Source organism: Streptomyces sp. UNOB3_S3 (genome assembly GCF_020740895.1).
Lineage (GTDB): Bacteria > Actinomycetota > Actinomycetes > Streptomycetales > Streptomycetaceae > Streptomyces.
Window position 1 is genome coordinate 1 of record NZ_JAILXP010000102.1, and the last position, 20,092, is coordinate 20,092.

Sequence of the window (20,092 nt, forward strand, 5' to 3'; positions counted from 1 at the left end):
CGCGTACCCCGTCGCCGCCCCCGGCCCCCGACGCCAGCACGGTCTGCACCGTGTCGCGCGAGAAGGAACCGGTGCCGGAGGCCTGGCGGGCGGTGTTCACGGCGGTGGCCAGCAGCCGCAGCGCGTCCCAGGCGACGGGGGCGCGGCCGTCGTTGCTCCACAGGTCGTCCTTGCCGTACGCGTCGAGGTACTGCGTACGGAAGGCCCGGCCCACCTCGTTGGGCCAGTAGCTCTTGGGGACGGCGTGCGCCGCGTAGTAGAGGCGGACGCCCGAGTGGCGGCTGCTGGGCTGCTGGGCGTCCACGACGGCGCTGGTCAGGTCGTTGCCCCCGAGGGCCGTCACATGGCCCCGGCAGGAGGTGCCGTTGTCGAACTCGTCAAGGAACGCGGAGAATTCATTGCCCCGGCCCGCCCAGTACACCACCGTGCGGGGCTCGGCCCGGATCCGCCGGCAGACGGAGGCCGCCATGTCCGCCAGGGTGCGGGCCCGTTCGGTCCGGTCGTCCTGCGGCGGGTCGAAGGGGGCCTCCGGCTCCGCCGTGTAGAGGATCGTGCGGGTGTTCTTGAACTCCTGGACGAAGCGGCGGCGGAGATTGTCGCTGTAGCGGTCGGTGGGGTCCGCGACGACCACCGCCTCCCGGGCCGGGGCGCACACACCGGGCGAGGTCTCCACGATGTTGCCGCGGCGGGCGAACTCGGCGGCGATGCGCGCCTCGCGCCGGTTGTCCGGCGCCACCTGCCGGTACATATGGTTCTGCTGCATCTCCTCCGCGGTCGTCACCGTGCCGATCAGGGGCAGCCCGGCGGCGCCGAGGATGTCCCGGGCCTTCAGGGTGGCCGTCCTGCTCTGTCCCAGCCCGACCACGCCCATGATCTGCTGGCTCCCGCCGCTCTTCCGCTCCTCCTCGGCCTCCTTGGCTATCCGCTCGGCCGTCTCGGGCGCCTTCGCGAACTGCTGGCCGCCGTCCTCGACCCGTACCCGCAGCCACACCTTGCGGGCCACGTCCCGGGACGCCTCGCGGTTGAGCGCCTCCTGGGCGAGGGCGATGCCGCGCAGTTCGGGGATGGAGCCGCTGTACATGCCCTCCTTCCAGGTCTCGGCGACGGCGGGCACCCCGAGGTAGACGACGGTGCGGACGGCCGTGTTGGGGCGTTTCGCCGCCGCGTCGGCCTCCGCGTTCTGCGCCTTGATGGCGGCCAGCGCCTGCTCGTACAGCTCCTTCGGGGAGGTCGTGGGGACCTTGCCCGGGGCGGCCGACTCCGGCACGGCGACGCTCGCGCCGACGCACTCGGTGCTGGTCTCCGCGCCGATCCGGGCCACCGCGAACTGCGCGACGAGCGACAGCGCCGCGACCCCCGCCACGGTCATGACGGCGGCCTCGACGCGCGGCGCGGCGTCGGAGTACATCGTGCGGGGCTGGATCTCCGGGTAGCCGCGCAGCCTGCTCTCGGCCTCCTCGTCGGGGCGCCCGTCGTAGGGCCCCACCCCCACGGTCACGGTCCGGCCCCGGCCCCGGCCCTGGCTGCGGGTCCAGGAGTCGATGGTGGTCGTGGCCGCCGCGAGGGTCTGGGTGGTGTCGCGGCCGTCGCGGCCGACGGCCAGCAGCACCACCGCCGTGCTGCCCGTCCGCTCGACCGCCTGGGGGAAGCCCCGGACCATGCTCTCGGTGACCGAGCCGGGTGCCCCCGCCCGGGGAAGGACGAGGACGAACCGGGTCCGGCGCCGCCGGACCCACGGTGACAGCGCGCGCCTGCGCTGGACGGCGTCCTCCAGATCACTGAGCAGCGCGCACAGCAACGCGTCGTTCCGGCCGGCGACGACCGACTCGTGGTGGGCGAAGAAGTCGCCGCGCCCGGAGGGGATCCCCGCCCAGCTCCGGAACCAGCCGTTCTTGCCCATCATCCGGCGCTGCTGCCGCCGCCCGTACAGCCAGCGCGGCAGCACACCGAAGAGGGGCCGGCGCGCCCAGTGCCACAGCCAGCCCGGCACGCTCGCGGGCGCCTGGTCGTCGCCGCTGATCGCGTAGAGGGCCTTGAGGAAGAGCGAGGTCTTGCACCGTTCCGCGTAGCACTGGTCGCGGAAGTCCCTGGCCCGCACCGCCGGTTGGGTCTCCCGGGTGCGCGCGTCGGCCAAGGCGCGCACGAGTTCGTAGCGCGGCAGCCGTAACCGGCCGAAGCCGGGGGGCCGGTTGTCCCGCAGGGCGACCTCGATCTGTTCGAAGACATCGTGGGTGCGCGAGGTGGTGCCCGCGCGCCGCGTCGCCTCCTGGACGCGGGCGAACGGGACGAGCGCCCGTCCCCGGACCCGCAGCCGCTGGCACTCGCCGTCGGCGACCCGCTCCGCCTCGTCCCCGCCCGGCGGCGACACGAGGAGGACCCTGGCGGACGGGCCCCGGCGTCCCGGCGGCACCAGGACGAATTCCTCGAAGGCCGTGACGAAGTCCCCCACGGACGGCAATGGTGGTACAGGCGTGGACACGCTTCACCCCCCGAACGGCCCGGAGCCGGGCCGGCAAGTCCCTCCCGCGGCGGACGGCCGCGGCAAGGGACACGGGGAGACGCCCCCGTGGGCCCATCATCCTCAGCACTCCGGGGGCGCGCTACCCACTCCGGCGCACTCCATCACGCGCCCGGCGCGGCCACCACCGTGACCGGACCCGTGGCCTGTTCCGCCATCCGTCCCGTCGCCTGTCCCGTCGCGTGGACGAGCACCGTGCCGCGCCGCCCCGGCCGTACGGTCCCGGTGCCGGCCCGCGCCGGTCCGGTGACCGTGACGCGCCAGCCGTGGGGGGCCGGGGGCAGGGACAGCTCGGTGGTTCCCCCCGGGGTGGGGCGGTAGGTGAGCCGGTAGGAGCGCGCGCCGGGCTCGTACGCCTCGGCGCTGGGCGTACCCGCCACGGCGGGGGCGTAAGGGCGGGCGGTGCGCTCCTTGTTGGGGCGGAAGCGTCCTTGCCGGTCCATCGCGCAGTACGTCCCGCCGTAGCACCACTGCCAGCTCGCCCACCCGGAGGCGTAGCGCCCGATGGAGGCGATGGCGTCCTCGTAGAACCGGCCCATGTGGGGCAGCGAGCTGTCGAGCGGTCCCCACTCCCCCACCACGACGGGCACCCGCCGCTCGCGCGGATAGCGGACCACGGCCGCCTCGTAGGCCTCCAGCCAGCCGGACGCGGGGTCGTAGTCCCGGCCCGCCTCCATCGCGGCGTTGTAGAAGTGCGGCGCGTAGACGATCTTCGGGTCGGCGATCCGGCCCAGGGCCGTGGGTTTGCCCTCGCCCGCCGCCGGGGTGGGCTCGATGAAGATCCAGTGCTTACGGTCGACAGCGCGGATCGCCTTCGCGACGCGCCGGTACATGGGGGTGATCTGGGTGGCCTCGATACGGCGGGCGGCCGTGAACATGTCCTCGCCGGGGCGCAGCCGGCCCATGGGCTCGTTGATCAGGTCGTAGCCCAGGACGGCCGGGTGGCCGGCGAGGCGGCCGGCCAGGACCCGCCACATCCGCGTCTGGGCGAGGCGCAGGTCGGCGTCCTCGTATAGGTGCTCGAAGGCGGCCTGGACGGCCGGTTCGAAGTATTCGGCGAACCAGTCGTCGGGGTGCTGCCGGTAGGGCAGCCCGTCGGTGCGGGTGGCCCACGCGGGGATGCCCCGGTGGTCGCCGAAGGCCGGGCCGTAGATGTCCTGGTGGGCGTCGACCAGCACCCGGATCCGGTACTTCGCCGCCCAGTCCAGGATGCGTTCGATCTTCCGCAGATAGGTTTCGCTGTATGCGCCGCGCCGGGGTTCCAGGTCGTCCCAGAAGACCGCCAGCCGGGCGAAGTCGAACCCCTGGCCCGCCATGTCGCGCAGCGAGCGCTCGGTGATGTCCTCCAGGGCTCGTTCGCCCCGGTGCTCCTTGTCCGCGAGGTTCCAGCCCCGCAGGGTGAGCGCCCGGCCGTGCTCGTCGGTGAGGCGGGGGATGCCGGGGCCGGTCCGGGCGCGGGCGTCAGCCGCCCCGGACGCCCCAGCGGCCTCGGACACCCCGGCGGCCCCCGACGCCCCGGCGGCCCCGGGAGCGAGAAGGGTCAGGACACAAGTGATCGCGGCGAGGAACGCCGCCGTGCGCGAGCGTCTCTTCGGCATCCGTCGTTCATACCGTCAGCACGACCTTTCCGAACAGGTCGCCGCTGTACATCTTTTCGAAGCCCTCACGGGCCCGGTCCAGGGGCAGCACCGTGTCGATCACCGGCCGGACGCCCGTGGCCGCGCAGAAGGCGAGCAGGTCGGCCAGCTCCTCCTTGGTGCCCATCGTCACGCCCGCGACATGGAGTTCATGGAAGAAGATCCGCGTCAGCTCGGCCGCCGGAGGCCGGTCACCGCTGGTCGCGCCGGAGATCACCAGAGTGCCGCCGGGCCTGAGCGACTTGACCGAGTGCGACCAGGTGGCCGCGCCCACCGTCTCGACGACCACGTCCACGCGGTGCGGCAGCCGGGCCCCCGGCTCGTACGCCGCCTCGGCGCCCAGCTCCACGGCGCGCTCGCGCTTGGCCGCGTCACGGCTGGTCGCGAAGACCCTCAGCCCGGCCGCCGCGCCCAGCACGATCGCCGCCGTGGCCACCCCGCCGCCGGCGCCCTGCACCAGCACGCTCTGCCCGGGCCGGGCGCCCGCCTTGGTGAACAGCATCCGGTAGGCGGTCAGCCAGGCCGTGGGCAGACAGGTGGCCTCCGCGAAGGACAGCTCCTTCGGCTTGGGCAGCACGTTCCAGGCGGGCACGGCGACACGCTCGGCGAAGGTGCCCTGGTAGCGCTCGGTGAGGATCGAACGCGGCTCGCCGGGCCCCACGCCGTGGCCGGTCTCGCCGACGACGGAGTGGAGGACCACCTCGTTGCCGTGTTCGTCGACGCCCGCGGCGTCACAGCCGAGGATCATCGGCAGCGCGTCCTCGCCGATCCCCACACCGCGCAGCGTCCACAGGTCGTGGTGGTTGAGCGAGGCGGCCTTGACGTTGACGATCGTCCAGCCGGGACGGGCCACGGGCTCGGGGCGCTCCCCCAGCTCAAGGCCGTTCAGCGGCTGGTCGCGGTCGATGCGTGCGGCGTAGGCGGCGAACATGTGCCGAACCTAGTGGCGGGGCGCGGCGGAGGAAACCACATGGCGCTGTGACACGCGCCGCGCCGCACCGCACCGCGTCGCGACGTGATCCGCGTCCACGTGCCCACTCCGGCAACGGCCGTATCCGGAGCGGAGGCGGTCGCTGATCGATTGACCGGGCGTCGTCGCGAGAGGTTGGCTTCCCTCGATTCGCACGTGTGTCGCATGGATTCATTCCCTAGGGGGAGCATGAGTCACCTCAGACGCGCCGCCGCCACGGCGGCGTTGCTCGCGAGCTTCGCGGCCGGCCTGCCCATGACCACGGCGGCGGCCTCAGCAGCACCCCTGCAGAACCGCACCGAGCGGGTGAACGTCACCGCCGACGGCACCCAGGCGGACGCCGAGCCGGTCGAAGCGAAGATCAGCGCCGACGGGCGCTTCGCCACCTTCATCACCGCGGCGACCGCCCTGGTCCCCGGCGTCCCGGTGAACGAACGCCAGGTCTATGTCAAGGATCTGCGCACCGGCGCACTCGAGCTGATCAGCGCCGCACCTGACGGCCGGCCGGCCGACGGCACCTCGCTGTCCGTGTCGATCAGCGCGAACGGCCGGTACATCGCCTTCTCGTCCCTGGCGACGAATCTCGTTCCCGGCCACGAACCCGGTGACGAAACCCTGGACATCTACGTCCGCGACCGCGAGACGGGACGCACCGAACTCCTCATCCAAAAGGACAAACCCGATACCGCCGGCGACTCGCAGCGCCCCACCATCAGCGCCGACGGCCGCTACGTCGCCTTCTCCTCGTACCGCGACGACCTGGTCCCCGGCGACACCAACCGCGGCGAGGACGTCTTCGTCCACGACCGCCGCGAGCACACCACCACGCGCGTGAACGCGACCCATGACGGCAGACAGCAGCCGTACGGGTACGCCGGCTTTCCGGTGATCAGCTCCGACGGAAGCCGGGTCGCCTTCCTGAGCAATGTCCCCCTGATCCCCGAGCCCGGCGCGAACGCGGACGACCCGGCCCCGGGGAAGGAGCCGTTCCTCCGCCGGTTCTACGTCCACGACCTGCGCACCGGGAAGACCGAAGCGGTCGCCCGCCGCCGGAACGGCGAGCCCGCGAAGATCGAAGGCATCGGCAGGCTCAGCCCGGACGGACGCTATGCGATCTTCAGCTCCGGCAGCCCCGACATCGTGGCGGGCGACACCAACGGCCAGGAAGACGTCTTCGCCACGGACCTGAGCACCGGCCTCACCCGGCGCCTGAGCCTCGCCTCCGACGGCTCCCAGCCCAACGGCCGTTCCGGCAACGCGGTCATGAGCGCCGACAACCGTTATGTCTACTTCGATTCCATGGCCTCCAACCTGGTGCCGGGTGACACCAACCACGTGAACGACGTGTTCGTCCGCGATCTGCTGACGGGCAAGGTCGAGCGCGTCAGCGTCGCGGCCGACGGGTCCCAGCCCACGCGGAGCTCCTTCGACGTCTCCGTCGATCTGACCGGCCGCACCGCGCTGTTCACCAGTTACGCGGACGACCTCGTCGCCGGCGACACCAACCAGCAGGCCGACGTCTTCGTGCGCCACCTCCCCTGAATCCCCGAGGAACCCCCAAGGAGTGGACATGCGTCGTCCCGGACGCACCGCCGTCACGGCGGCCCTGCTCGCCGGCTGCGCCATCGCCCTGCCCCAGACCGTGGCCACAGCCGATGCCGCCACCGCCCGGCCGCTCGCCCAGGCCCGTACCGAGCGGGTCAACACCGCCTCCGACGGCACCCAGGCGAACGCCGAGAGCATCGGCGCGCAGATCAGCGCCGACGGGCGCTTCGTCACCTTCGAGACCGGCGCCACGAACCTCGTGCCCGGCGCCACCGAGTCGATGCGCCGCGTCTACGTCAAGGACCTGCGCACCGGCCGCACCGAGCTCGCCAGTGTCGCCTCCGACGGCACCCCCGCCGACAGATCGTCGTGGACGACCTCGATCAGCGGCGACGGCCGGTACGTCGCCTTCGACTCCGAGGCCAAGAACCTCGCCCCGAACCGCAATCCGGGCGACGGCTACGACGTCTTCGTCCACGACCGGGCCACGGGCCGCACCGAGGTGCTCGTCGAGAACAAGGGCGCGAAGCCCGCGCACAGTTCGGCCCCGTCCATCAGCGCCGACGGCCGCTACGTCGCCTTCTCGTCCAACCGGGACGACCTGGTGCCCGGTGACACCAACGGCCAGACGGACGTCTTCGTCCACGGCCGCCGGCGGGGCACCACCACACGGGTGAGCGTCACGAGCGCCGGCGCCCAGGCCGACGGCTTCTCCGTCTCCCCCGTGATCAGCGCGGACGGCGGCAAGGTCGCCTTCCTCAGCATGTCCGACCTGGTCACGCCGCCCGGCGAGGAGAAGGCGCTCCAGCGGCCGCGCGCCCGGGCCCTGTACGTCCACGACCTGCGCACCGGCCGCACCCAGCGCGGGGCCCCGTCCCTCGACGGCGGGGGCGTGGCGGTCGACGGCGACTTCGCGCTGAGCCCCGACGGCCGGTACTCGCTCTTCTCGTCCGCCTCCGACAACGTGGTGGAGAACGACACCAACGGACGGGCCGACGCCTTCGCCACGGACCTGCTCACCGGCGTCACCCGGCGCGTCAGCGTCGCGGCCGACGGCTCGCAGGCCGACAACAGCTCGTACCGGGGCGCGGTCATGAGCGCCGACAACCGGCACGTGTACTTCCTGTCCCTGGCCGCCAACCTCGTGCCCGGTGACACCAACGGCGTCGAGGACGTCTTCGCCAAGGACCTCGTGACCGGCGCCGTCGAGCGCGTCAGCGTCGCCGCCGACGGCTCGCAGGCCAACGGCTGGTCCGGCGGCCCGAGCGTCGATCTCGCCGGGCGCACGCTCGTCTTCGGCAGCGCCGCGGACAACCTCGTGCCCGGCGACACCAACAAGGTCTACGACGCCTTCGTCCGCCGGCTGCGCTGACGGCACCGTGACGAGGCCGGGACAGGGCGGCGCCCGGCGCGAACGGCGAAGGGCCGGCCCGGACCCCATGGTCCGGACCGGCCCCTTCACACACGTCCGGTCGTCAGCCGTCCGGTCGTCAGCGTCGCGCGACGCCGTCCGCCCGCGCCGCCGCGGCCACGGCGGCGGTGACCGCCGGGGCGACCCGCTCGTCGAACGGCGAGGGGATCACCTTGTCCGCGCTCAGCTCGTCCGCCACCACGGCGGCCAGCGCCTCGGCCGCCGCGATCTTCATACCCTCCGTGATCCGCGAGGCCCGCACCTGAAGGGCGCCCGCGAAGATGCCCGGGAAGGCGAGGACGTTGTTGATCTGGTTGGGGAAGTCGCTGCGCCCGGTGGCGACGACGGCCGCGTACTTGTGGGCGACGTCCGGGTGGATCTCCGGGTTCGGGTTGGCCATCGCGAAGATCAGGCAGTTCTTCGCCATCTTCGCGACCGCCGGCTCCGGGACCGTGCCGCCGGAGACGCCGATGAAGACGTCCGCGCCGTCCAGCGCGGTCTCCAACGACCCCGACAGGCCCGCCTTGTTGGTGAAGCCCGCCAGCTCACGCTTGACGTCCGTCAGGTCGGTGCGGTCGCCGGAGACGATGCCCTTGCGGTCGCACACGGCCACGTCGCCGATGCCCGCTCCCACCAGGATCCGGGCGATGGCCACGCCGGCCGCGCCCGCGCCCGAGATCACCGCGCGCAGCTCGCCGAGCGTACGGCCGGTCAGCTTCGCGGCGTTGCGCAGCGCGGCCAGGGTGACGACGGCGGTGCCGTGCTGGTCGTCGTGGAAGACGGGGATGTCCACGCGCTCCTGGAGCCGGCGCTCGATCTCGAAGCAGCGCGGCGCGGAGATGTCCTCCAGGTTGATGCCGCCGAAGGAGGGCGCCATGCGCGCCACGGTGTCGACGAGTTCGTCGACGTCACGGCAGTCGAGGGCGATCGGGACCGCGTCCACGCCGCCGAACTGCTTGAAGAGGATGGCCTTGCCCTCCATCACGGGCAGGGACGCCTCGGGGCCGATGTCCCCCAGGCCGAGCACCGCGCTGCCGTCCGTCACGACCGCGACGACCTGGGACTTCCAGGTGTAGTCGTGCACCAGCTCCGGCTGTTCGGCGATGGCGCTGCACACCTTGGCGACCCCCGGCGTGTAGGCGAGGGACAGGTCGTCCTTCCCCCGGAGGGGAACGGTCGCCTGAACCGCCATCTTGCCGCCACGGTGCAGCGCGAAGGCCGGATCGAAGAACTCTGCGCGAGCCCCTTCGTCCGTGCCGTTGTCGCTGCGAGGATTCACGATCTCCGCTGCCACTTTTCTTGACCCCTTTGTCGTAAGTGCAGATCGAGGGTAACCGCCTCTGGGTGTGGGAGGCGGGTCGGGCACATGTCCGAACCATGTCCGGACCCCGGACGGCGGATGACTTCCGTGCGACGGGGCGGTACGGACAAAGCGGGCGCGCCGCACATGCGCACCCTGAGCCCCGGGTGAGGGGTGTAACTGGTCTTTCTACCGGAAGACCACTACGGCCGACGAGTGAGTTCCGGGTCCCGGTCACGCGGACCCGACACGCGATCACGGCGGAAACGTGTCAACTGGTCCTGGACGCGCCAAGGTGTCCACGAAGTGAGACAGGGCGGGCGTGACCTGCGTCTCGCGTCAGGAAGCCGATCAGAACAGACACAGCGGAACAAGGGGTGTGAACCGCCCGGTAACGAATGGGGATCACCCGTTATCCGATTTTGACATGGCTGGCCCCCCGAATGGGGCAGTCCGGATGGCAAGATGCGCAGACCGCGCGAGGTCGCGTCGCACGAGGAAGTGTGCTGCGACTTCTGCAGTGTTTTCGCGTGATTGCCGAATGACCTGTCGTATACCCCCTCAACCGCAGGAGGAACGAGCAATGACCGCAGGCACCACCCCCCGCCCGGCAGCCGCCTGGAGTCGTTTGGCCGCCGTCGGCGCGATCGCGGTCGCCGGCACCCTGCTGCTGACCGGTTGCGGCGACCAGAGGAACAAGACCGGCAACGAGGCCGGCCAGTCGTCCGCCCAGGGCTCCTCGGCCCCGCTCTTCGCCAAGCTCCCGAAGAGCATCCAGGGCACCAAGGTGATCAAGGTGGGCTCCGATATCGCCTACCCGCCCGTCGAGTTCAAGAAGGACGGCAAGACGGTCGGCATCGACCCCGACATCGCCGCCGCGCTGGGCAAGCAGCTCGGGGTCAAGGTCGAGTTCAACAACGGCACCTTCGACGCCCTGCTGACCGGACTGCGATCCAAGCGTTACGACATCGCGATGTCCGCGATGACGGACACCAAGGACCGGCAGGAGGGTCTCGACTCCAAGACCCACAAGAAGGTGGGCGAGGGCGTCGACTTCGTCGACTACTTCAACGCCGGTGTCTCGCTCTACACCAAGAAGGGCGAGACCAAGGGGATCAACGGCTGGGACGACCTCTGTGGCAAGAAGATCGCCGTCCAGCGCGGCACCGTCTCCGAGGACCTGTCCAAGGCCCAGTCGGAGAAGTGCGAGAAGGACGGCAAGGACAAGATCGGCATGGAGGCCTTCGACAACGATCTGGAGGCCCAGACCCGGCTGAAGGCCGGCGGCGTCGACGCCGTCTCCAGCGACTTCCCGGTCGCGGCCTACGCGGTGAAGACCTCCGGCGGAGGCAACGACTTCGAGATCGTCGGGGACCAGGTGCAGGCCGCGCCGTACGGCATCGCCGTCTCGAAGGACAACGCCCAGTTGCGCGACGCCCTCAAGGAGGCGCTCGACGCGATCATCAAGAACGGCGAGTACGAGAAGGTCATCAAGACCTGGGGCGTCGATGCGGGCGCCATCAAGGAAGCGAAGATCAACGGCGGTTCCTGACCTTCGTTTGTCCTGGCTGTCCCCCTCCTCGTACGGCAAACGCTGAAAGGCATCCCCCGTGACTGCTTCCCCCGACAAGCCCGACAAGGCGCCCGAGCCCGAGCCCGACAAGACGCCGGAGCCTGACAGGACGGCGGAGCCCGCCGAGACCCCCGCGGCCGACAAGGCGGCGGAGCCCGACAAGGAGCCCGAGAAGAAGGCCCCCGCCGAGAAGGTCTCGACCGACAAGCCGGAGAAGGCCGAGAAGGCCGAAACGGCCGACAAGGCCGCCGCCGACAAGGCCTCCGCCGACAAGGCCGAGAAGAAGGCGTCCACGGACAAGAACCCCGTGGACCCCGACCCGGACCCGGCCGACCCCCCGGCCTCCTCCGGCAAGGCGACCGCGACCGCCGTCGAACCCGACACGGTCAAGGCCATCCCGGTCCGCCACTACGGCCGGTGGATCGCCGCCGTCGTCGTCCTGGCCCTGCTCGGCCTGCTGGTGAACGCCTTCGCCTCGGCGAACGTCCACTACAGCGCCATCCCGGACTACATCTTCGACTCCTCCGTCATCTCGGGCCTCGGCAAGACCGTCCTGATCTCGCTGCTCGCGATGCTGCTGGGCCTGGTCCTCGGCATCGTCCTGGCCGTGATGCGGCTGTCGAAGAACCCGGTGACCTCATCGGTCTCCTGGCTCTACATCTGGTTCTTCCGGGGCACCCCGGTCTATGTCCAGCTGCTGCTGTGGTTCAACCTGGCGCTGATCTTCCCGTACATCAACCTCGGCCCGATCTACCGGGACGAGATGAGCGACTTCATGACCCCCTTCATGGCCGCGCTGCTCGGCCTGGGGCTCAACGAGGCCGCCTATATGTCCGAGATCGTCCGGGCCGGCATCCAGTCGGTCGACGAGGGCCAGACCGAGGCCGCCCACGCGCTCGGCATGAGCCAGGGCAGGACGCTGCGCCGGATCGTGCTGCCGCAGGCGATGCGCGTGATCGTGCCGCCGACGGGCAACGAGTTCATCAACATGCTCAAGACCTCGTCGCTGGCCGCGGCGGCGGCCCAGTACCTGGAGCTGCTGCGCTCCACGTCCGACATCGGGCAGACGACCGGTGCGACAGTGGAGATGCTGTTCCTCGCCGCCACCTGGTACCTCATCCTGACCAGCGTCTTCAGCGTCGGCCAGTTCTATCTCGAGCGGCGCTTCGCCCGTGGCGCGCTGCGCAGCCTGCCGCTCACCCCGTGGCAGAAGGTCAGGGCCAACCTGGCGGCCTTCGGCAACCGTTCCAAGGGAGGCGTCAGCGCATGAACGCGATGGTGAAGGCGCAGGGCGTCCACAAGTCCTACGGCGCAGTGCAGGTCCTCAAGGGCATCGACCTGGAGGTCGCCCCGCGCGAGGTGTTCTGTCTCATCGGCCCGTCCGGGTCGGGCAAGTCCACCTTCCTGCGGTGCATCAACCACCTGGAGAAGATCAACGCCGGCCGGCTCTACGTCGACGGCCAGCTCGTCGGCTACCGCCAGAAGGGCGACAAGCTGTACGAGCTCAAGGACAGCGAGGTCGCCCAGAACCGCCGGGACATCGGCATGGTCTTCCAGCGCTTCAACCTCTTCCCGCACATGACGGCGCTGGCCAACATCATGGAGGCGCCGGTCCAGGTCAAGGGCGAGACCAAGGCCGTGGCCCGGGAGCGCGCCCTGAAGCTCCTCGACCGCGTCGGCCTCGCCGACAAGGCCGGCAACTACCCCTCCCAGCTCTCCGGCGGCCAGCAGCAGCGCGTGGCCATCGCCCGGGCGCTGGCGATGGAGCCGAAGCTGATGCTCTTCGACGAGCCGACGTCGGCGCTGGACCCGGAGCTGGTCGGTGACGTCCTGGACGTCATGCGGGGCCTGGCCGAGGACGGCATGACGATGATCGTGGTCACCCATGAGATGGGCTTCGCCCGGGAGGTCGGCGACTCGGTCGTCTTCATGGACCAGGGCGTCGTCGTCGAGTCGGGTCACCCGAGGGATGTGCTGACCAATCCTCAGCACGACCGGACGAAGTCGTTCCTGTCCAAGGTGCTGTAGCCGCGGACACGGGAGAGAGGGGCGGTACGGTCACGGGCCGTACCGCCCCTCCCGCTGCGAGCGGGTCACTTCAGCGCGAGCACCATGGCGTCCGTCGGGGAGCTCCACACCGCGCGCGCCTCGGTGAAGCCCGCCTCGCGCAGGGTGCGGGCGTGCCAGTCGAGCGGGGGAGTGTCGCCGTCGGCGTGCTCGCCGTAGATCGCGAAGCGCTCGGCGGTCGGGCCGGCGAGGACCGGGTCGGCGGCGGCCAGCCGCCACCAGTCGGCCCAGTCGAGGGCGCCCCCGGCCTTCGTCCGCTCCTGCCGGGCGTGGCGCAGCGCCCGTTCGGCCTGGTTGATGCGCGGGGTGGCGGGGTCCGGCATGTGGTCGGCGTTCATGAAGACGCCTCCGTCGCGGACCAGCCCGGCGAGCTGCCCGTAGAGGGCGCGGAGGGGTTCGGTGTGGAGCCAGTGCAGGGCGGTGGCCGTGAGGACGGCGTCGTAGGTGTCGTACGGAAGCCCGGTGGTCCAGCGCGGATCCTTGAGGTCCGCCGTGACGAACGTGGCCCGCTCGTCGCCCTCGAAGGTGCCCCGGGCGATGGCCAGCAGGGCCGGGTCGAGGTCGACGCCTACGGAGGTCGCCCCGGGGAATCGTTCCAGTAGGCGGGCGGTGATGGAGCCCGTGCCACAGGCGAGGTCCAGCACCCGGGGCTCCGGCCCCGCGAAGGCCTCCACCATGTCGAGCATGACCCGGAACCGCTCCTCGCGGTCCGGCAGATACCACTCCTGCTGGCGGTCCCAGCTGGTCTGCCAGGCGTTCCAGTCCATGGCGGTGACGCTCTCGGTCATCCCGTCGCCTTCCCTTCGCGGTGCTCTGTAATACCCTCGAAGCAGAATCGGCCATTACTGGCCGACGACAGCGACCCTAGCCCGGCTGCGTAAGGACTACAAGTGGAACTGGCCTATTACTCGGACTTCGCCGTGCGGCTGGTCAACACCGAGCAGCCCACGCGCGGCACCGACACCCTCACCTCCCTCGACACGGCCCGCGAGCTCTTCGGCACCGCGTCGCAGGCGGCCCGCCGCCTCGTCGACGGCGATCTGACCCGGATGCGGGCTGCACGGGCGCGGCTGCGCGCGGTCTTCGAGGCCGCGTCGGAGGGCGACGAGGTACGGGCGGTGGACCTGCTGAACGCGCTGCTGATGGAGTTCCCCGTCAGCCCCCAGATCTCGGGCCACGAGTACCGGGACGAGGACGGCCGCCCCAAGTGGCACATGCACATCGCGGACCACGCCGCCAACGCGGGCGCCGTCTACACCGCCACCGCGAGCATGGGCCTGGCCGTCCACCTCACGGAGTACGGCGTCGACCGCCTCGGCATCTGCCAGGCCGCGCCCTGCCGCAACGCCTACCTCGACACCTCGACCAACCGCTCCCGCCGCTACTGCTCCGACCGCTGCGCCACCCGCGCCAACGTCGCCGCCTACCGCGCCCGCAAGCGCCTGGAGAACGCCCGCCCCGCCGTCCCGGCGGAACGCAGCGGCCGCACGGCGGCGCCGGCCCACGACAGCAGCGCCCCCGCCGACCGCTGACCGGCCCCGGGCGGCGGCCGCAGCCGCAACCACGCCCGGGCCACCACGAACTCCTCCGGCACCGTGCCGAACTCCCGGCTGTCGTTCTCCACCAGCGGGTTGTCCCCCATCACCCACCAACCGCCGTCGCGCCGCTCCACCGCGCGCTTGACGATCAGCAGGTCCTGGCGGAACGGATGCCGCAGCACCACCACGTCCCCCGGCCGCACCGGGGCCCCGTACCGCACGAGCAGCTGATCGCCGGGGTTCAGCGTGGGGACCATCGAGGGGTTGTACACCTCGGCCAGCCCGACCCGCAGCAGCCCGCGACGCTCACGCTCCAGCTCGTAGCCGCGCTCGTCCAGCTGGTCCTGCATCACGGCAACCTCCGCGTCCGTTCCTCCGCCAGTCCCAGACTGACACCGGTCTTTTGTCCTAAGCCCCCCGGGGCACCCGAGAAAAGCCTTCCCGCACCGAGTAATCTCGCACCTGAGAAGACGATCACGAGGAAGGACAGCACATGCTCTCCCGCCTGTTCGCCCCCAAGGTGAAGGTCAGCGCCCACTGCGACCTCCCCTGCGGTGTGTACGACCCGGCCCAGGCCCGCATCGAAGCCGAGTCGGTCAAGGCCGTCCAGGAGAAGTACCAGGCCAACGAGGACGCGCACTTCCGCGCTCGCGCCACCATCATCAAGGAGCAGCGCGCCGAGCTGGCCAAGCACCACGTGTCGGTGCTCTGGAGCGACTACTTCAAGGCCCCGCACTTCGAGAAGTACCCCCAGCTGCACCAGCTGGTCAACGACACCCTCAAGGCCCTGAGCGCCGCCAAGGCGTCCACGGACCCGAAGACGGGTGAGAAGGCGCTGGAGCTCATCGCCGAGATCGACAAGATCTTCTGGGAGACGAAGAAGGCCTGACGCCTTCTTTTTCTTTCGGCTTCCGCTTGCCGCGCGCCGAGGGGCGCCACCGGTTTCCTGACCGGGGGCGCCCCTTCGGCGTGTCCACTGTTACCCGGCGGGACGCCGCCACCACCACCTCGCGCGGCGGGCCCTCGCCAGGCCGAGCGCGGCCGCGCGGTCCGCGGCACGGGGATCCCGGGGCGCCGGGGTGATCGCGGCGGCCAGCCCCGGGGGCCGCAGCGCGCCGTAGCCGCTGAAGCGTCGCACGCCGCATGAGTGACAGCGGGATTCGCCACCGGCGTGGGTCCAGTGTGAAGGATTGTGCTGGCAGCGGCCCACGGCCAGGGCCGTAGCGCCGCTCATCGCCGGGTCCAGTACGGCAGCACATGCGCCTCGCGGAAGTGCGACCGCACGGCGACCATCGCGTCCACGGCTTTCTCCTCGTCCCCGCTCGCCCCCGCCTCCTGCCGCGCCGCCACCAGCGCGGCGCACTCCGCGCAGCCGACGGGGGACGCACTGGCCGGCAGCCCGGCGGCGTCGCGCTCCTCGCGCGTGGCCAGACGGACGTCGGCGACGGGCACTTCCCACTGGAGGCCGCCGCCGGGGCGTTGCACTTGGACGCGGGCGTCGGTGCTTCCGATCACTTGCGCGAGTCTGTTCTCGCGGGTGTCCATGACGTAGGCACCGTTCCGGTAGGTCATGGCCCTATCGCCTCCCCAATTCGGCTCATCGAGTAGGCCCTCACGATGCTCGGATCCGCTACCCATAGAGCTGTGTATTGCGGAAGTTAACCCATGTGAGTGACCATCTCCCCACCCTCCTGAAGGATCCGCACACCTGCACCACACTGGGCCGCAACACGAGCCAGGGGAGGAAGACGTGGGACAACCCGCTCGCCGTACGGCACGTCGCCGCAGGCTGGGAGCCGAACTCAAAGCGCTCCGGGAAGCTGCCAAGGTCACCACCGAGGAAGCGGCGAGAGCGATCCACGGCGACAAGTCGAAGATCAGTCGGCAGGAGACCGGACGTCACCGCGTCATGCGACTGGAGCTCGACGTGCTACTCGACCTCTATGGGGTCGAGGACGAGAAACTCCGCGAGTGGCTGATCGCCCTCGCGGCAGAGGGCGGCAAACGCAGCTGGTGGCGCCAGTACGGCGACAAGATTCCGCCGGGATTCAAGGAGTTGCTCACACTGGAATCCGATGCCGCGCGAATCGCCACGTTCCGGTCCCAGATCATCCCAGGGCTTCTCCAAACCCAGGACTACGCCACTGCGGTCATCAACGAGCCATCGGCACAACTGACTCCCGAAAAACTTGATTTCTATGTGAATCTCCGCATGGAGCGGCAGAAAATCTTCCTCCGAGGAGACCCACCGCAATACCTCGCCATCATTCAAGAGGGCGCTCTTCGCCAGGAGATCGGCGGCCCCGAGGTGCTGGCCGAACAACTTCGCCACCTGGCGGCCGTGAGCCAGCCACCGGAGGTGACGATCCAGGTCATCCCCTTCTCCCAGGGCGTCTTCACGGACACGCGCGGCTCTTTCATCCTTTATTCCTACCCGGATCCGCTGGACTTGGACGTCGTGCAGGTCGAATACCTCGACGGCACTCTGTACCTGGAGGAGGATGAGCCGGTGGCAAGGTATAGGCGGGCGCTCGACGGGCTTCGAGCCTCTGCTCTGTCATCACGACAGTCCATTGAACTGATCTCGTCCATTGCGGATGAACTTGAATACAAGTGAGGTACAGCGCGTGATACGTCACGATCTGCCCGAACAGAAATGGCACAAGTCGTCCCACAGTGCAGACGAGGGCGGAACCTGCGTCGAGACCCAGCCCACCACCGACGGCCTCATCGCCATAGGCGACAGCAAAGCCCGCACCCGCGGCGCGTTCGTCTTCACGCCCGAGGCGTGGGCCGCCTTCACCAGAGGCATCCCCGAGGTGCGGGAACGCGACGTCCGATGACCGCCAGCCGTTGAACGATCAACGAACCATGCTCGTGGTCATGGAGAACAACACAGCAACGGACAACAGCACCCGCGTCGCCCTCGTCACCGGCGGAAGCCGCGGCATCGGCGCCGCGATCGCGCTCCGGCTGGCCGAGGACGGGGCCGACGTGGTGCTGACGTACGAGAAGAGCGCCGCGCGAGCGGAGGAGGTGGCCGGTCGGATCCGGGGCATGGGGCGGCGGGCCCTCGCGATCCAGGCCGACAGCGCCGACGTCGACGCGGTCACCGCAGCCGTGGACCGCGCGGCGGAAGCGTTCGGCAGGCTCGACGTCGTCGTGAACAACGCCGGCGTGTTCCTCGTCGGGCCGCTGGAGGACCTCGGCCCGGCGGAGTTCGACCGGACGGTCGCCGTGAACATACGGGCGCCGTACGCCGCCGCGCGGGCCGCCGCCCGTCACATGGGTGACGGTGGCCGCATCATCAGCATCGGCAGCAACGTCGCGGAGCGATCCGTCTTCCCCGGGTTCGCGCTGTACGCGATGAGCAAGTCCGCGCTGACCGGCATGACCAAGGGGCTCGCCCGGGACCTCGGGCCGCGCGGGATCACCGTGAACCTGGTCAATCCCGGCCCGACCGACACCGACGCCAACCCCGCCGACGGGCCCGGGGCCGACACCGTCCGGGGCTTCACCGCCCTGGGCCGCTACGCCACGCCGGAGGACATCGCCGCCACCGTGGCACACCTCGCCGGTGACGGCGGCCGGTACATCACCGGGGCGAGCGTCAACGTCGACGGGGGCTTCACGGCCTGACCCGCTGACAAAAGTCACGGCTGCTTGAGGACGCTTCGCTCTGCTGCCGGGGCGGGCCCTCCCATGAGTCTGTACGTGTCCCCGCCGGGGACCGGACGACGACACGGAGGGCCCGCCCATGCAGACAGCCACCACCACCCCCGCCGTCGGCGTCGGCGGGGAGCGCCGGGCTCTGGCGCAGAGCCTGACGCCCCTGGTCGTGGACGCGCTCGTGCCCATGGCCGCGTACTACGCGCTGACAAGCGGCTTCGGCATGGGCACCGTCGCCGCGCTCGCCTGGACGAGCGTCCTCCCGGCGGCGCGCTCGCTCTGGTCCCTCGTCAAGGACCGTCGTCTCAACGCGCTTGCCAGCTTGATGCTCGTCGTCAACGCCGTGGGACTGGCGATGAGCGCTGTCACTGGTGACGCCCGGCTGATGCTCGCCAAGGACAGCGCCGGCAGCGGGGTGATCGGCGCTGCCGTGCTGATCTCCGTGCTCGCAGGGCGGCCGATGATGACCGCGGGGCTCAAGCCCTGGATCACCAAGGGCGGCGATCCCGCGAAGACCGCCGCGTGGGAGCGGCTCCAGCGCGAATCGGCCCGCTTCCGACGCGCCGAGCTCCGCTTCTCGCTCGTGTGGGGCCTGGCCCTGCTGACCGAATCGGTCTCCCGGGTGGTCGCGGCCTACACCCTGCCCGCGCACACGGTGGTGTGGCTGGGCAACGTGCTCATGGGCGCGGCGGTGCTCACCGCGATCGTGGCGACGGGACCGCTGGCCGTGGACCCCATGGAGAAGATGGTGGCGGTGGAGACGGAGGCGGAAGAGAGGCACCCGGTTCCCTAGGACGCCCTGGGCTTAATCGATGGCCTGGACCATTCCCGGGCCGATTGGATGAGCGAAAACATCCAGTCGACGAGGGATTCATGCGCGACGTGTTCTTCCTGGCCCTGCCGGGGTTATTGGCTGCCGGTGGCATCGCCGGAATGGTGTGGGCCGTGGTGCGGATGCGGCGGCTGAATACCGCATGGCGCAGCGGGGTCACGGCCGAGGGGGTGTGCGTCAGCGCGTACGTGGTCACCACGAGCCATTCCCATGGAGGGGGGCCGAGCCACAGCACCTGGCACCATGTTCACGAATTCACCACCCCGGAAGGGGAGGTACGGCGGTTCGAGGAGGCCGGGGGGGCGCGCACGGTGGTGGGCGGGGACCGGGTCGTCGTCCGATATCCGGCGGGGCGGCCCGACCGGGCCACGGCCATTCCGCCCGGCGAGCGGAACAAGAACCTCCTCGCCACGGGCTGCCTGCTCGCCTTTCTGACGGTCTTCGTCCTGGGGGCGCTCTCGTTCATCGGCTTCTATCTGACGGTCCTCCGGCCGGCGGCGGACGTGGTGGAGGAGAAGATCAAGGACACGGGCCGCCAGGTCCGCGAGAGCCCGCGGCCCGGCCCGCCCGGCGGCTTCCCGACCGGCTTCCCGACCGGATTCCCCACTGACGTCCCCGACGGCTGGCCGAGTGACATGCCGCCACCCCCTCCCCTGCCGGGGCCGCCCGGGAGCGGTCGGAACTAGAAAGTGCCCTCCGGGAGCGCGGCCTCGTGAGATGCCGTCAGCCGCCTCGTACGTCGGCTGAGACGATCTCCCCGTTCCGTACGGTGTAGGTCCCGGCGAAGTGCCGTTGCGATCCGTCGGTCTGCCGTGTGTCGAGCCGCATCGTCACGGTGTCGCCCGAGACCGAGGTGACGGTGAGGGCGACCGACGCGGTCTGCGCGAAGCCGGCGGCGTAGGAATCGTAGGAGCCGTCCAGGTTCCTTCCGCCCAGCGACCAGGCCCGTCGGTAGTCGTGGGCGTTGATGGCCGCGTAGTAGTCCTCGACCACCTGCCCGGGGCCGCTCATCGGCGGCGGTGGGGTGGACGG

20 protein-coding genes and 1 pseudogene are annotated in these 20,092 nt (G+C 70.7%); 12 read left to right on the forward strand and 9 right to left on the reverse strand.

Going from position 1 to position 20,092, the window contains the following annotated elements; all coding sequences use genetic code 11:
- The 3 genes from K6I33_RS13840 to K6I33_RS13850 all read right to left on the reverse strand — a co-directional run.
- Positions 1–2,449: ABC transporter substrate-binding protein (locus K6I33_RS13840; protein ID WP_229351519.1), on the reverse strand; the 2,449-nt coding region annotated here is incomplete at its 3' end.
- Between the two features lie 173 nt (positions 2,450–2,622).
- The gene (locus tag K6I33_RS13845; RefSeq protein ID WP_229351522.1) at positions 2,623–4,116 is read right to left on the reverse strand and encodes a cellulase family glycosylhydrolase; all 1,494 of its coding nucleotides are present in this window, start codon (positions 4,114–4,116) and stop codon (positions 2,623–2,625) included.
- A gap of 7 nt (positions 4,117–4,123) precedes the next feature.
- Positions 4,124–5,086, reverse strand: coding sequence for a zinc-binding dehydrogenase (locus K6I33_RS13850; protein WP_229351525.1), 963 nt, complete (start codon positions 5,084–5,086; stop codon positions 4,124–4,126).
- A gap of 228 nt (positions 5,087–5,314) precedes the next feature.
- On the opposite strand from K6I33_RS13850, the gene K6I33_RS13855 reads away from it, so the two are divergent.
- Both K6I33_RS13855 and K6I33_RS13860 read left to right on the forward strand, forming a co-directional pair.
- Positions 5,315–6,667 (forward strand): hypothetical protein, encoded by a 1,353-nt coding sequence (locus tag K6I33_RS13855; RefSeq protein ID WP_229351528.1) that lies wholly within the window; start codon positions 5,315–5,317, stop codon positions 6,665–6,667.
- A 28-nt stretch (positions 6,668–6,695) separates the two neighbouring features.
- Positions 6,696–8,042 (forward strand): hypothetical protein, encoded by a 1,347-nt coding sequence (locus tag K6I33_RS13860; RefSeq protein WP_229351530.1) that lies wholly within the window; start codon positions 6,696–6,698, stop codon positions 8,040–8,042.
- Positions 8,043–8,160: 118 nt separating this feature from the next.
- Here K6I33_RS13860 and K6I33_RS13865 read toward each other — a convergent pair whose 3' ends face one another.
- The gene (locus tag K6I33_RS13865) at positions 8,161–9,375 is read right to left on the reverse strand and encodes an NADP-dependent malic enzyme (RefSeq protein ID WP_229351532.1); all 1,215 of its coding nucleotides are present in this window, start codon (positions 9,373–9,375) and stop codon (positions 8,161–8,163) included.
- Positions 9,376–9,964: 589 nt separating this feature from the next.
- Between K6I33_RS13865 and K6I33_RS13870 the strand changes: the two genes are divergently transcribed.
- The 3 genes from K6I33_RS13870 (at position 9,965) to K6I33_RS13880 (ending at position 12,982) form a co-directional block, all read left to right on the forward strand.
- Positions 9,965–10,933: an ABC transporter substrate-binding protein gene (locus tag K6I33_RS13870; RefSeq protein WP_229351535.1), complete on the forward strand. Its 969-nt coding sequence runs from the start codon at positions 9,965–9,967 to the stop codon at positions 10,931–10,933.
- A gap of 328 nt (positions 10,934–11,261) precedes the next feature.
- Positions 11,262–12,224 (forward strand): amino acid ABC transporter permease, encoded by a 963-nt coding sequence (locus K6I33_RS13875; RefSeq protein WP_374284430.1) that lies wholly within the window; start codon positions 11,262–11,264, stop codon positions 12,222–12,224.
- Entirely contained in the window at positions 12,221–12,982 is a 762-nt protein-coding gene (locus K6I33_RS13880; RefSeq protein WP_189451458.1) for an amino acid ABC transporter ATP-binding protein, read from the forward strand. Before K6I33_RS13875 ends, K6I33_RS13880 begins: the two co-directional genes overlap by 4 nt.
- A gap of 65 nt (positions 12,983–13,047) precedes the next feature.
- Here the strand turns inward: K6I33_RS13880 and K6I33_RS13885 are convergent, their stop codons facing one another.
- A complete protein-coding gene (locus tag K6I33_RS13885) occupies positions 13,048–13,809 on the reverse strand; it encodes a trans-aconitate 2-methyltransferase (protein ID WP_229351537.1) in 762 nt (253 codons plus the stop codon).
- A 102-nt stretch (positions 13,810–13,911) separates the two neighbouring features.
- On the opposite strand from K6I33_RS13885, the gene K6I33_RS13890 reads away from it, so the two are divergent.
- Positions 13,912–14,553: a CGNR zinc finger domain-containing protein gene (locus K6I33_RS13890; RefSeq protein WP_229351539.1), complete on the forward strand. Its 642-nt coding sequence runs from the start codon at positions 13,912–13,914 to the stop codon at positions 14,551–14,553.
- On the opposite strand, the gene sodX is transcribed toward K6I33_RS13890, so the two are convergent.
- Positions 14,445–14,909 (reverse strand): nickel-type superoxide dismutase maturation protease, encoded by a 465-nt coding sequence (sodX, locus tag K6I33_RS13895; RefSeq protein WP_229351542.1) that lies wholly within the window; start codon positions 14,907–14,909, stop codon positions 14,445–14,447. The two genes, K6I33_RS13890 and sodX, sit on opposite strands and share 109 nt — an antisense overlap.
- Positions 14,910–15,052: 143 nt before the next feature.
- Between sodX and sodN the strand changes: the two genes are divergently transcribed.
- Positions 15,053–15,448, forward strand: coding sequence for a superoxide dismutase, Ni (gene sodN / locus K6I33_RS13900; protein ID WP_229351544.1), 396 nt, complete (start codon positions 15,053–15,055; stop codon positions 15,446–15,448).
- 90 nt (positions 15,449–15,538) lie between these two features.
- Here sodN and K6I33_RS13905 read toward each other — a convergent pair whose 3' ends face one another.
- Together K6I33_RS13905 and K6I33_RS13910 are read right to left on the reverse strand one after the other, a co-directional pair.
- Entirely contained in the window at positions 15,539–15,793 is a 255-nt protein-coding gene (locus K6I33_RS13905) for a DUF6255 family natural product biosynthesis protein (protein ID WP_229351546.1), read from the reverse strand.
- Positions 15,790–16,131 (reverse strand): hypothetical protein, encoded by a 342-nt coding sequence (locus K6I33_RS13910; protein WP_229351547.1) that lies wholly within the window; start codon positions 16,129–16,131, stop codon positions 15,790–15,792. The genes K6I33_RS13905 and K6I33_RS13910 overlap by 4 nt, the downstream gene beginning before the upstream one ends.
- Positions 16,132–16,309: 178 nt before the next feature.
- On the opposite strand from K6I33_RS13910, the gene K6I33_RS13915 reads away from it, so the two are divergent.
- The 5 genes from K6I33_RS13915 to K6I33_RS13935 all read left to right on the forward strand — a co-directional run bounded on the left by K6I33_RS13915 (position 16,310) and on the right by K6I33_RS13935 (position 19,746).
- Entirely contained in the window at positions 16,310–17,176 is an 867-nt protein-coding gene (locus tag K6I33_RS13915; protein WP_229351549.1) for a helix-turn-helix transcriptional regulator, read from the forward strand.
- A gap of 10 nt (positions 17,177–17,186) precedes the next feature.
- Positions 17,187–17,402, forward strand: coding sequence for a DUF397 domain-containing protein (locus K6I33_RS13920; protein ID WP_229351551.1), 216 nt, complete (start codon positions 17,187–17,189; stop codon positions 17,400–17,402).
- A gap of 40 nt (positions 17,403–17,442) precedes the next feature.
- Complete coding sequence (locus K6I33_RS13925) at positions 17,443–18,198, forward strand: SDR family oxidoreductase (RefSeq protein ID WP_229351556.1); 756 nt, start codon at positions 17,443–17,445, stop codon at positions 18,196–18,198.
- Positions 18,199–18,316: 118 nt separating this feature from the next.
- The gene (locus tag K6I33_RS13930) at positions 18,317–19,021 is read left to right on the forward strand and encodes a VC0807 family protein (protein ID WP_229351559.1); all 705 of its coding nucleotides are present in this window, start codon (positions 18,317–18,319) and stop codon (positions 19,019–19,021) included.
- Between the two features lie 80 nt (positions 19,022–19,101).
- Positions 19,102–19,746 (forward strand): DUF3592 domain-containing protein, encoded by a 645-nt coding sequence (locus K6I33_RS13935; protein WP_229351562.1) that lies wholly within the window; start codon positions 19,102–19,104, stop codon positions 19,744–19,746.
- 37 nt (positions 19,747–19,783) lie between these two features.
- Here K6I33_RS13935 and K6I33_RS13940 read toward each other — a convergent pair.
- Positions 19,784–20,092 (reverse strand): annotated as a pseudogene (locus K6I33_RS13940) (DUF4829 domain-containing protein); the annotation flags it as partial.

What these genes read in the sequence shown, in the direction of transcription:
- K6I33_RS13930 (WP_229351559.1), top strand. Translation starts at nt 18,317, where the DNA reads ATGCAGACAGCCACCACCACCCCCGCCGTCGGCGTCGGCGGGGAGCGC.
- K6I33_RS13925 (WP_229351556.1), top strand. Translation starts at nt 17,443, where the DNA reads ATGGAGAACAACACAGCAACGGACAACAGCACCCGCGTCGCCCTCGTC.
- K6I33_RS13910 (WP_229351547.1), bottom strand. Translation starts at nt 16,131, where the DNA reads ATGACCTACCGGAACGGTGCCTACGTCATGGACACCCGCGAGAACAGA.
- sodX (WP_229351542.1), bottom strand. Translation starts at nt 14,909, where the DNA reads ATGCAGGACCAGCTGGACGAGCGCGGCTACGAGCTGGAGCGTGAGCGT.
- sodN (WP_229351544.1), top strand. Translation starts at nt 15,053, where the DNA reads ATGCTCTCCCGCCTGTTCGCCCCCAAGGTGAAGGTCAGCGCCCACTGC.
- K6I33_RS13935 (WP_229351562.1), top strand. Translation starts at nt 19,102, where the DNA reads ATGCGCGACGTGTTCTTCCTGGCCCTGCCGGGGTTATTGGCTGCCGGT.
- K6I33_RS13885 (WP_229351537.1), bottom strand. Translation starts at nt 13,809, where the DNA reads ATGACCGAGAGCGTCACCGCCATGGACTGGAACGCCTGGCAGACCAGC.
- K6I33_RS13880 (WP_189451458.1), top strand. Translation starts at nt 12,221, where the DNA reads ATGAACGCGATGGTGAAGGCGCAGGGCGTCCACAAGTCCTACGGCGCA.
- K6I33_RS13860 (WP_229351530.1), top strand. Translation starts at nt 6,696, where the DNA reads ATGCGTCGTCCCGGACGCACCGCCGTCACGGCGGCCCTGCTCGCCGGC.
- K6I33_RS13855 (WP_229351528.1), top strand. Translation starts at nt 5,315, where the DNA reads ATGAGTCACCTCAGACGCGCCGCCGCCACGGCGGCGTTGCTCGCGAGC.
- K6I33_RS13845 (WP_229351522.1), bottom strand. Translation starts at nt 4,116, where the DNA reads ATGCCGAAGAGACGCTCGCGCACGGCGGCGTTCCTCGCCGCGATCACT.
- K6I33_RS13905 (WP_229351546.1), bottom strand. Translation starts at nt 15,793, where the DNA reads ATGAGCGGCGCTACGGCCCTGGCCGTGGGCCGCTGCCAGCACAATCCT.
- K6I33_RS13870 (WP_229351535.1), top strand. Translation starts at nt 9,965, where the DNA reads ATGACCGCAGGCACCACCCCCCGCCCGGCAGCCGCCTGGAGTCGTTTG.
- K6I33_RS13850 (WP_229351525.1), bottom strand. Translation starts at nt 5,086, where the DNA reads ATGTTCGCCGCCTACGCCGCACGCATCGACCGCGACCAGCCGCTGAAC.